Annotated in this window: 1 protein-coding gene (running past one end of the window); it reads right to left on the minus strand. The window is 71.7% G+C overall.

The annotated features are described in order from the left end of the window. Positions 1-12,567: the 3' portion of a non-ribosomal peptide synthetase gene (locus K8556_RS12305; RefSeq protein ID WP_223740244.1), read on the minus strand. Its footprint extends 18,936 nt past the window's final position; only the last 12,567 of its 31,503 coding nucleotides appear in the window; its start codon lies beyond the right edge, outside the window; it ends in the stop codon at positions 1-3.

Consider the following 12,567-nt stretch of genomic DNA (forward strand, 5'->3'; position numbering starts at 1 on the left):
CTACCCGAGCTTCTTCTTCAGGTCGTCCACCGGCGTCGTGTGCGTGACGATGCGGGACTGGAGCTCCCGCGCCACGTTGGTGATCAGCGGCTTGCGCATCATCGTCATGTGCGTGCCCGGCATGTCCACGATCTCCACACCGCCGGTGACGAGCTCCTCCCAGCCGGTGTGCTCACGCGTGTCCGGCCGCTGGCTGGCGCGCAGGAGCACGAGCTTCCCGTCGAGCGGCTTCGCGTCGTACTGCGTGAAGGCGCGCGAGGTGGACTCGAACACCCGGTACAGGTTGCGCACGCGCTCCACGCCCACGTCGGCGATCTGCGTGTCGCCCTGGCTGCCCACCTCGTAGAAGTAGTTCACACGCTCCGCCTGCGTCATCTTCGAGATGCGCTCGCGCAGCTCCATGGGATCGCGGCCGGTGGTGGCGGCCAGCATCATGGTGAGCTCGGAGGTGAGCATGTCCTCCAGGACCTGCTCCGGCGTCTTGTCCGGCACCATGTGCTGCACGGTGTACGCGTCGATGCTCGCCAGCAGCGCCACCTCTTCGCCCACGGCGCGCAACTGCCGCGCCATCTCGAAGGCGATGATGCCGCCCAGCGACCAGCCCGCCAGGTGGTAGGGCCCGTGCGGCTGCACCTCGCGCACGGCCGACAGGTACAGCGCGGCCATCTCCGCCACGGTGCCCAGGGGCTCCTCGCCCTCGGTGCCCCGGGCCTGCAGGCCGTAGCACGGCTGATCCGCGTCCAGCTCGCGCGCCAGGTCCACGTAGCAGAGGACGCCGCCGCCCGCCGGGTGGATGGCGAAGAGCGGAGGCTTCGTCCCCTCCGGCTTCAGCGCCACCAGCGGCGACCAGGCGCGTGAATCCGCCTCCAGCAGCGCGGCCAACTGCTCCACCGTCGACGCCTGGAACAGCGACGCCAGGGGCAGGTTCTTGCCGGTGAGCTGCTGGATGCGGCCCATGAGCTGCACCGCCAGCATGGAGTGGCCGCCCAGGTCGAAGAAGTCGTCGCGGATGCCAATGGGCGACATCCCCAGCGTCTCCTCCCAGACGCGGACCAACTGCAGTTGCAGCGGCGTGCGCGCCACCACCAGCGTGGAGGCCTCCGCGCGCGTGGTGTCCGGCGCGGGCAGCGCGCGGCGGTCCACCTTGCCGTTGGACGTGAGCGGCAGCGTGTCCAGCGTCACGAAGGCGGACGGCACCATGTACTCCGGCAGCGTGCGCCGCAACTGCTCGCGCAGCTCCTGGGGTCCCGCCACGGCCTGGCCCGGCGCGCCCACCAGGTACGCCACCAGGCGCTTGTCGCCCGGCACGTCCTCGCGCACCAGCACCACGGCCTCGCGCACGCTCGGGTGCGAGAGCAGGCCCGCTTCGATTTCGCCCAGCTCGATGCGGAAGCCGCGCACCTTCACCTGGAAGTCCGCACGGCCCAGGTACTCCAGCGTGCCGTTGGGACGCCACCGCGCCAGGTCGCCGGAGCGGTAGAGCCGCGCGCCCGGAACGGTGCTGAACGGATCCGGGATGAAGCGCTGCGCGGTCAGCTCCGGCCGGCCCAGGTAGCCGCGGCTGAGGCCGTCGCCGCCCACGTACATCTCCCCCGTGACGCCCGGAGGCACCGGCTGCCCGTGCGCATCCAGCACGTACACCTGGAGGTCCGGGATCGCGACGCCCACCTCGCTGCCGCGCCCGCCCTCCGCGTCCGCCGCCTTGAGCGCGCGGTAGGTCACGTGAACGGTCGTCTCCGTGATGCCGTACATGTTGACGAGCACCGGCGCGTTGTCCGCGTGGCGCGCGTACCACGGACGCAGGCTGCCGAACTCCAGCGCCTCGCCGCCGAACACGACCGTGCGCAGGGACAGGCCCTCGTGGTCGCCCGTGCGCTCCTCGTGCTGGATGAGCTGACGGAACGCGGACGGCGTCTGGTTGAGCACCGTGACGCCCTCGCGCTTGAGCAGCGCGTGGAAGTCCGCGGGCGTGCGGCTGACCTCGTACGGCACCACCACCAGCTTGCCGCCGTACAGGAGCGCGCCCCACATCTCCCAGACGGAGAAGTCGAAGGCGTACGAGTGGAACAGCGTCCACACGTCCTTCGCGCCGAAGTCGAACCAGTGCTTCGTGCCGTCGAAGAGGCGCACCACCTGGGCGTGTTCAATCTGCGCGCCCTTGGGACGGCCCGTGGAGCCGGACGTGTAGATGACGTACGCCAGGTGATGCGGCGCCACGCCGCTGTCCGGCGTCGTGGTGGGCGCGGAGGCCCACGCGGCGGCCTCCGAGTCCAGGCACAGGCGCTTCGCCGCGCCCGACGGCACCACGTCCAGCAGGTGCTGCTGCGTGAGCACCACCGGCACGCGCGCGTCCTCCACCATGAACTCCAGGCGCTCGCGCGGGTACGCCGGATCCATGGGCAGGTACGCGCCGCCGGCCTTGAGGATGGCCAAGAGGCCCACCATCAGCTCCAGCGAGCGCTCCACCGCGAGGCCCACCAGCACCTCCGGCCCCACGCCCAGCGTGCGCAGGTGGTGCGCCAACTGGTTCGCCCGCGTGTCCAGCTCGCGGTACGTGAGGCGCTGTTCGGCGTAGGTGACCGCGACGGCGTCCGGGGTGCGCGCCGCCTGACGCTCGAACAGCGTGTGCAGGCACGCGTCCACCGGGAAGCGCGCGTGGGTGTTCCAGCCGGCCACCACCTGCTCGCGGTCCTCCTCCGCGAGCAGCGGCAACTGGTGCAGCCGCGCGTCCGGGTTCGCCCCGATGCCCTCCAGCAACACGCCCAGGTGACGGGCGAGCCGCTCGGCGGTGCTCGCGTCGAACAGGTCGGTGTTGAACTCGAGCCCGCCCTCGATGCCGTTCGCCGTCTCCGTGAGGCCCAGCGACAGGTCGAACTTCGCGGTGCGGTGCTCCACCTCCACGCCTTCCAGGGTGAGGCCCGTCAGGTGGAACGACCCCTCCGGCGCGTTCTGCAGCGTCATGGACACCTGGAACAGCGGCGTGCGGCTGGTGTCGCGCGTGGGCGCCAGCTCCTCCACCAGCTTCTCGAAGGGCACCTCCTGGTGCGCGTACGCGCCCAGCGTCGTCTCCCGCACGCGGCCCAGCAGCTCGCGGAACGTGGGGTCGCCGTCCAGCTTCGTGCGCAGCACCAGCGTGTTGACGAAGAAGCCGATGAGGCCCTCCGTCTCCGCGCGCTGGCGGCCCGCGATGGGCGTGCCCACGCTGATGTCGTCCTGTCCGGAGTAGCGGGACAGCAGCGTCTGCCACGCGGCCAGGAGGACCATGAAGGGCGTGGTGCCCTCCTTCAGCGCCAGCGCCTTGAGCGTCTCCGTCAGCTCCCGGCCGACCTTCACCGGGACGCTGGAGCCGTGCGACGTCTGCACCGCCGGACGCGGACGGTCCGTGGGCAGCTCCAGCGCGGAGGGCGCGCCGGTGAGCTGCTGCTTCCAGTAGCCGAGCTGCTTCTCCAGCACCTCGCCCTGGAGCCAGCCGCGCTGCCAGCCCGCGTAGTCCGCGTACTGCACCGGCAACTGCGGCAGGGACGGCGTGCCGCCGTTGGAGAAGGCCTCGTAGGACGCGGCCATCTCGCGCACCAGCACGCCCATGGACCAACCGTCGGAGACGATGTGGTGCATGACGAGCAGGAGGATGTGCTCCTTCTCATCCAGCTTGAGCAGCTTCACGCGCAGCAGCGGACCGGTGGCCAACTGGAACGGGTGCACCGCTTCTTCGTCCGCGAGCCGGCGCGCCTCGTCATGGCGCTCGGGGTCCGGGATGTCGGAGAGGTCCACCACCGGGAGCGGCAGCGACACCGCCGGGTGGATGACCTGCGTGGCCTGGCCATGGTCCAGATGGAACGACGTGCGCAGCGATTCGTGCCGGCGCACCAGCTCCGTGAAGCTCTGCTCCAGCGCCGTCACGTCCAGCGAGCCCTTCAGGCGAAGGACCATGGGCACGTTGTAGGCCGGGCTGGACGCGTCCAACTGGTGCAGGAACCACAGGCGCTGCTGGGCGAAGGACAGCGGCAGGCGGCCTTCGCGCGGCAGCGGCACGATGGCGGGCGCCTGGGTGCCCGCGCCGGCCTGGAGCGCCTGGTCGATGAGGACGGACAGCTTCTGCACCGTGGGCGCGTTGAAGACGTCCCGCAACTGCAGGTCGATCCGGAAGATGCTCCGCACGCGCGACAGCACCTGCGTGGCCAGCAGCGAGTGTCCGCCCAGCTCGAAGAAGTCGTCCGTCGAGCCCACGCGCTCCACGTTGAGCAGCTCGCTCCACGCTCCGGCGAGGAGCTGCTCCGTGGGGGTGCGCGGCGCGATGAACGCCTCGTCCTGCGCGCGCTCGTCGCTGGGGACGGGCAGCGCCTTGCGGTCCACCTTGCCGTTGGAGGTCACCGGCAGCGCCTCCATCACCACGAAGGCGGACGGCACCATGTACTCCGGCAGCGTGCGCTCCAGGTGCTCGCGCAGGCCCTTGCGATCCAGGACCTCCACGTCACCCGCGACGTAGGCCACCAGCCGCTTGTCGCCGGCCACGTCCTCGCGGACGACGACCACGGACTCGCGGACGCCGTAGGCGCCCATGAGGGCGGATTCGATCTCCCCCAGCTCGATGCGGTAGCCGCGCACCTTCACCTGGTGGTCGACGCGGCCCATGTACTCCAGCGTGCCGTCGGCGCGCCAACGGGCCAGGTCGCCGGAGCGGTACAGCCGCGCGCCGGCATCCGTGCTGAACGCATCCGGGACGAACTTCTCCGCCGTGAGCTCCGGGCGGCCCAGGTAGCCGCGGCCCACCTGCACGCCGCCGATGTACAGCTCACCCGGCACGCCCACCGGCACGGGCTGCGACTGCGCATCCAGCACGTACATCCGCGTGTTGGGCAGCGGCTTGCCGATGCGCACCGCGCCGGAGCCCGAGTCCTCCGGGGCCACGACGTGCACCGAGCAGCCCACCACCGTCTCCGTGGGGCCGTACTCGTTGATGAGCCGCGTGGCCGGCGCGTGCTTGCGCCAGAACGCCAGCTCCTCCGCGAAGAGCGCCTCGCCGCCGATGACGAAGGCGCCCGTGCGCCCCGCCGCCGCGTCCGCGCCCAGGAGGTCCGACAACAGCCGCAGGTGGCTGGGCGTCAGCTTCACCAGGCTGAAGCCCGTGCCCTCACGCAGCACGTCCGCCAGGCCCTCCACGCCCCGCGTCTCCGACACCATCACCACGCCCCGGCCCGCGACCAGCGGCGCCAGCATGCTGGTGACCGTGAGGTCGAACGCGAGCGACGAGTGCACCGGCGCGCCCGCTCCCGTGTCCAGCCCGTACGCGGACAAGCACCACGTCAGGTAGTTGGACACGCCGCGGTGTTCGATGGCCACGCCCTTGGGCCGGCCCGTGGAGCCGGACGTGTAGATGACGTAGGCCAGGTTGCCGGCGGACACCGCCGTCACGGGCGCGTCCTCGCGCTCGCGGGAGATGCTCCGCTTCCAGTCGCCATCCAGGCTGATGAGCTGCTGGGTGGTGACGGGCAGCTCGTCCGCCAGCGAGTCCTGCGTCAGCACCACCGGCACCTGCGTGTCCTCCAGCATGAAGGACAGGCGATCCAGCGGGTACTTCGGGTCGAGCGGCACGTAGGCGCCGCCGGCCTTGAGCACGCCCATCACGGCGATGACCATCTCCAGCGAGCGCTCCAGGCACAGGGCGACCTTCACCTCCGGCCCCACGCCCAGCCGGCGCAGGTGGTGCGCCAACTGGTTCGCCTTCGCGTCCAACTGCCGGTACGTGAGCGTCTCACCCTCGAAGGTCGCGGCGATGGCGTCCGGGGTGCGGGCCACCTGCGCCTCGAAGCGCTGGTGGATGCAGGCGTCGCGCGGGAAGTCGGCCCGCGTGTCGTTCCACGTCGTCAGGAGCTGCGTCTTCTCGCCCTCGGTGAGCAGCGGCAGGCGCTGCACGGGCACGTCCGGCCGGGACGCCACGCCCTCCAGGAGGACGCGGAGGTGCTCCAGCATCCGCTCGGCGGTGCCGGCGTCGAACAGGTCGGAGTTATACTCCATGGCTCCGCGCAGCTCGCCGTCCACCTCCGACAGGGTCATGTTCAGGTCGAACTGCGCGGTGCGGTGCTCCAGCGGGACGGCGCGCAGCGTGAGGCCCTTGACCTCCAGCTCCGGCACCGGCGCGTTCTGGAACGACAGCAGCACCTGGAACAGCGGCGTGCGGCTGGTGTCGCGCGTGGGCGCCAGCTCCTCCACCAGCTTCTCGAACGGCACCTCCTGGTGCGCGTACGCGCCCAGCGTCGTCTCCTTCACCTGGGCCAGCAGCGCGCGGAAGGACGGGTTGCCGTCCAGCTTCGTGCGCAGCACCAGCGTGTTGACGAAGAAGCCGATGAGGCCTTCGGTCTCCGTGCGGCCACGGCCCGCGATGGGCGTGCCCACGCTCACGTCGTCCTGACCGGAGTAGCGCGCGAGCAGCACCTGCCACGCGGCCAGGAGCACCATGAAGGGCGTGGCGCCCTCCTTGAGGGCCAGGGCCTTCAGCGTGTCCGTCACCGGCTTGCCCACGCGCAGGTTCACGCTGGCGCCCCGGTACGTCTGCACCGCCGGACGCGGGCGGTCCGTGGGCAGCTCCAGCGCGGCGGGCGCGCCGGTGAGCTGCTGCTTCCAGTACGCCATCTGCTGGGCCAGCACGTCACCCTGCAGCCAGCCGCGCTGCCAGCCCGCGTAGTCCGCGTACTGCACCGGCAGCTCCGGCAGGGACGGCGCGCGGCCGGAGGCGAAGGCCTCGTAGAGGGCCGCCATCTCCCGCACCAGCACGCCCATGGACCAGCCGTCGGAGACGATGTGGTGCATCGTCGCGAGCAGCACGTGCCGCTGGGCCTCCAGCTTGAGCAGCTTCACGCGCAGGAGCGGGCCGTTCGCCAGGTGGAACGGACGCTGCGCCTCTTCGTTGGCCCGGCGCTGGGCCTCGGCCTCACGCTCGGCCTCGGGCTGCGCGGACAGGTCCACCACCGGCAGGGACACCGTCACCGCCGGGTGGACGACCTGCGCGGGCTGGCCGTCACGCATGGGGAACGTGGTGCGCAGCGATTCGTGGCGGCGCACCAGCTCCGTGAAGGCGCGCTCCAGCGCGGACACGTCCAACGTGCCCTCCAGCCGCACCGGCAGCGGGAGGTTGTAGAAGGCGCTGTCCGGCTCCAACTGGTTGAGGAACCACAGGCGCTGCTGGGCGAACGACAGCGGCATCCGCTCCGCGCGCGGCAGCGCCACGAGCGGCGGCGCCTTCACGCCCCTGCCCTGCGCCACGAGCGTGTCCACGCGCCGGGCCAGGTCCGTCACCGTGGGCGCCTCGAAGAGCGTCCGCAGCGGCAGCTCCACGTCGAAGGCCTCGCGGATGCGCGACGCCAGCCGCGTGGCCATGAGCGAGTGGCCACCCATCTCGAAGAAGTGGTCCTCCACGCCCACGCGCTCCACGCAAAGCAACTGCGCGAAGAGGGCCGCGAGCAGCTCCTCCGTCGGTGTCCGCGCGGCCACGAAGGCGCGCGAGCGCGACACCTCGCCCGTCGGCGCGGGCAGGGCCTTGCGGTCCACCTTGCCCGCGGGCGTCAGCGGCAGCGCCTCCAGCACCACGAAGGCCGAAGGCACCATGTACTCCGGCACCTCCGTCTTCAGGTGGCGGCGCAGCTCCACCGCGTCCAGCGTGCCCTGCCGGGGCACGACGTACGCCACCAGGCGCTTGTCGCCCGGCGCGTCCTCGCGCACCACCACCGCCGCCTCACGCACCTCCGCGTGGTGCAGCAGCACGGACTCGACCTCGCCCAGCTCGATGCGGAAGCCGCGCACCTTCACCTGCGAGTCGATGCGGCCCAGGTACTCCAGCTCCGCCGAGGACGTCCACCGCACGCGGTCGCCGGTGCGGTACAGCCGCGCGCCCGGCTCCTGGCTGAACGGGTTCGGGATGAACCGCTCCGCCGTCAGGTCCGGCCTGCCCTGGTAGCCACGCGCCAGGCCCACGCCCGCCACGTACAGCTCGCCCGGGACACCCGCCGGCTGCGGCCGGAGCGCGGCGTCCAGCACGTACACCTGAACGTTCGCCCACGGCTTGCCGATGGTGAGCCGCTCCGGGTTCGCGCCGTTCTCGGTCAGCGTCGCGCAGACCGTGGCCTCCGTGGGGCCGTAGGCGTTGATCATCAAGCGCCCTTCGCCCCACTTGCGCGCCAGCTCCACGCTCAGCGCCTCGCCCGCGGAGATGACGGTGCGCAGCCCCTCCAGCCCCTCCGTGCCCAACTGCGCGAGCACCGACGGCGTCAGGGTGACGGCGGTGATGCGCTGCTGCTGGAGCAGCGTGCGCAGCGGCTCGTCCGGCAGCAGCCGGTCGCGCGGCGCGAGCACCAGCGTGGCCCCGGCGACGAGCGTGCCGAAGACCTCGCACACGCTCGCGTCGAAGCTGGACGCCGCGTACTGCAAGACGCGGCTGCCCGGCGCGTAGCGGTGCGCGCGGCCCGCCTGCAGGGCCGTGTTCACCAGGCCCTGGTGCTGCAGGAGCGTGCCCTTGGGACGGCCCGTGGAGCCGGACGTGTAGATGACGTACGCCAGGTTGGCGGAGGTCATGTTCACGGACGGCGCCGTGGTGGGAAGGGCCTGGAGGACGTCGCGGACGTCATCCAGGTGCAGCCCCACGCGGTCCTCCGCGTGCAGGCCCGGCATGGGCTCGCCGCGCGTCACGAGCACCGTGGCGCCGCTGTCCTCCAGCATGTAGTCGAGCCGGTCGATGGGGTACGCCGGGTCGAGCGGCACGAACGCGCCGCCGGCCTTGAGCACGCCCAGCATGCCGACCACCAGGTCCAGCGAGCGGTCCAGGCAGAGCGCCACGCGCACCTCCGGCGCGACGCCCAGGGTGCGCAGGTGGTGCGCCAACTGGTTCGCCTTCGCGTCCAGCTCCGCGAACGTGAGCGACGTGTCCTCGTAGACGAGCGCCACCGCGTCCGGCGTGGCGCGGGCATGCGCCTGGATGAACGACTGGATGCACGCCTCGCGCGGGAACTCCACGCGGGTGTCGTTCCACACCACCAGCGCCTGCCGCGCCTCGTCCTCCGTCATGAGCGGCAGCGCCATCACGCGCTGGTCCATGTCCGCGGCGATGCCTTCCAGCATCATCACGAGGTGCTGCACCAGCCGCTCGGCGGTGGCGCGGGAGTACAGGTCGGAGTTGTACGCGAGCCGGCCCAGGAAGCCCTCGGACGCGTCCGCCAGCGACAGGGACATGTCGAACTTGGCCGTGCGCGCTTCCGCTTCGAACGTCTTCAGCGTGAGGCCGGCCACGGACACCTGACCGGACAGCTCCTCCGCCTGGAGCACGAACATGGCCTGGAAGAGCGGCGAGCGGCTGGTGTCGCGCACCGGGTGCAGCTCCTCCACCAGCTTCTCGAACGGCACCTCCTGGTGGACGTGCGCGGACAGCACCGTGTCACGCACCTGGGTCAGCACGTCGCGGAAGGACGGGTTGCCCTCCAGCTTCGCGCGCAGCACCAGCGTGTTGACGAAGAAGCCGATGATGCCCTCCGTCGACGAGTGCCCGCGGCCCGCGGCCGGCGAGCCCACGCTGATGTCGTCCTGGCCCGCGTGGCGCGCCAGGAGCACCTGCCACGCCGCCAGCAGGAACATGAACGGCGTCACGCCCTTCTCGCGGCACAGCGCCTTGATCCGCTGCGACAGCGCCTGCGGCACCTTCACCGCCACGCCGCCGCCCGAGTACGTCATCACCGCCGGGCGCGGGAAGTCCGTGGGCAGCTCCAGCGCGGAGGGCGCGCCGGAGAGCTGCTGCCGCCAGTACTCCACGTGCTTGCCCATCACGTCGCTGCGCAGCCACTCGCGCTGCCAGCCCGCGTAGTCCGCGTACTGCACCGGCAGCTCCGGCAGCGGCGACGGCTTGTCCTCGCGGAAGGCCGCGTAGATGGCGGCGATCTCCCGGACGAGCAGGCTCATGGACCAGCCGTCCGTGATGATGTGGTGCAGCGACAGGAGCAGCACGTGCTCCGTCTGGGACATGCGCAGGACGAGGGCGCGCATGAGCGGCCCCGTGTCCAGCTTGAAGCCGCGGTTGGTCTCCGCGTCGGCCAGGCGCTTCGCCTCGGCCTCGCGCTCCGCGTCCGGCAGGCCGCTCAGGTCCACGACGTTGAGCGACGCCGGCGCGGGCGCGTGGATGCGCTGCACGGGCTGGTCGCCCTCCGCGTGGAACGTGGTGCGCAGCGATTCATGCCGGCGCACCAGCTCCGTGAAGGTCCGCTCCAGCACGCCCAGGTCCAGCTCGCCCTCCAGACGGACGGGCAGCACGATGTTGTAGAACGCGCTGTCCGGCTCCATCTGGTCCAGGAACCACAGGCGCTGCTGGGCAAGCCCCAGCGGCAGCGAGCCCTCGCGCGGCAGCGGCACGATGGGCGGCGCCTGGAGCCCCTGCTCCGAACGCACGGAGTGATCCACGCGCTGGGCCAGGTCCGCGATGGTGGGCGCCTCGAAGAGCGCGCGCAGCGGCAGCTCCACGCCGAACGCCTCGCGGATGCGCGAGGCGACCTGCGTGGCCAGCAGCGAGTGCCCGCCCAGGTCGAAGAAGTTGTCGCGCACCCCCACCCGCTCCACGCCCAGGACCTCCGTCCAGACCGTGGCGAGCAGCTCCTCCGTCGGCGTGCGCGGCGCGGCGAACTCCTCCTCGCTGCGCTCCGTGCGGGCGTCGGACGGCGCGGGCAGCGCCTTGCGGTCCACCTTGCCCGCGGGCGTCATCGGCAGCGCGTCCAGCACCACGAAGGCGGACGGCACCATGTACTCCGGCACCTCGCCCTTCAGGTGACGCCGCAGCTCCGCCACGTCCAGCTCGGTGTCCTCCTGCGCGACGACGTAGGCCACCAGGCGCTTGTCGCCCGGCGCGTCCTCGCGCACCACCACCGCCGCCTCACGGATGTCCGTGTGGTGCAGCAGCACGGACTCGACCTCGCCCAGCTCGATGCGGAAGCCGCGCACCTTCACCTGGAAGTCGATGCGGCCCAGGTACTCCAGCTCGCCCGTCGCCAGCCACCGCACGCGGTCGCCCGTGCGGTACACGCGGGCGCCCGGCTCCTGGCTGAACGGATGCGGCACGAACTTCTCCGCCGTCAGGTCCGGCCGGCCCTGGTAGCCGCGCGCCAGCGCCACGCCGCCGATGTACAGCTCACCGGCCACGCCCACCGGCACCGGACGCCGCGACGCGTCCAGCACGTACACCTGCGCGTTCGCCCAGGGCTTGCCAATGGTGATCCGCTCCGGGTTCACGCCGCCTTCGGTCAGCGTCGCGCAGACCGTGGCCTCCGTGGGGCCGTAGGCGTTGATCATGAGGCGCCCCGCGCCCCACTTGCGCGCCAGCTCCACGCTCAGCGCTTCACCGGCGGACACGACGCTGCGCAGGCCCTCCAGCCCCTCCGTGCTCAACTGCGCGAGCACCGACGGGGTCAGCGTGGCCGTGGTGATGCCCTGCTCCTTCAGCAGCGTGCGCAGCGGCTCGTCCGGCATCAGCCGGTCGCGCGGCGCCAGCACCAGCGTGGCGCCCGCGGCCAGGGTGCTGAAGATCTCCCACACGCTGGCATCGAAGCTGGACGCCGCGTACTGCAACACGCGGCTGCCCGGCCCCACCCGCTTCGCCGCGGCGGCGCGCAGGGCCGTGTTCACCAGGCCCTCGTGCTGGAGCAGCGTGCCCTTGGGGCGGCCCGTCGAACCGGACGTGTAGATGATGTACGCCAGGTTGTGGGCGGACACGCCCGAGCGCGGCGCCTCCTCCGGCATCCGCTCGATGGCGTCCACGTCCATGTCCAACTGGATGGTCAGGCGGCCGTCGGTGGGCAGCGAGTCCATCAGCGACTCCTGCGTCACCAGCACCGGCGCGCCCGAGTCCGCCAGCATGTAGTCGAGCCGCTCGACCGGGTACGACGGATCCAACGGGATGAACGCGCCGCCGGCCTTGAGGATGCCGAGCATGCCCACCACGAGCTCCAACGAGCGCTCCAGGCAGAGCGCCACGCGCACCTCGCGCCCGACGTAGCGGCGGCGCAGGTGGTGCGCGAGCTGGTTGGCCTTCACATCCAGCTCCGCGTACGTGAGCGACTGGTCCTCGTACACGAGCGCCACCGCGTCCGGCGTTGCTTCCGCGTGCGCTTCGATGAGCGAGTGGATGGTCGCCTCGCGCGGCAGCTCCGCGCGCGCGCTGTTCCAGCCCACCAGCACCTGGTGCCGCTCCTCGGCGGACAGCAGGGGCATCTCGCCCACGGGCGACTCGGGCGTCGCGACGATGCCCGAGAGCAGCACGTGCAGGCGCGCCATCATCCGCTCCGCGGTCGCGCGGGCGAACAGGTCGGAGTTGTACTCCAGGCGGCCCACGAAGCCGTCCGCCGCGTCCAGCATGGACAGGGCCAGGTCGAACTTCGCGGTGCGCGCCTCCGCCTCGTAGGCGCTCAGGGTGAGGCCCGGCACGGACAGCTTCGCCGCCAGCTCCTGGTGCAGCACGAACCACACCTGGAAGAGCGGCGAGCGGCTGGTGTCGCGCACCGGCTGCAGCTCCTCCACCAGCTTCTCGAAGGGCACTTCCTGGTG

Origin of the sequence: Corallococcus sp. AS-1-12 (assembly GCF_020036995.1) — a bacterium.
Taxonomy (GTDB): Bacteria; Myxococcota; Myxococcia; order Myxococcales; family Myxococcaceae; genus Corallococcus.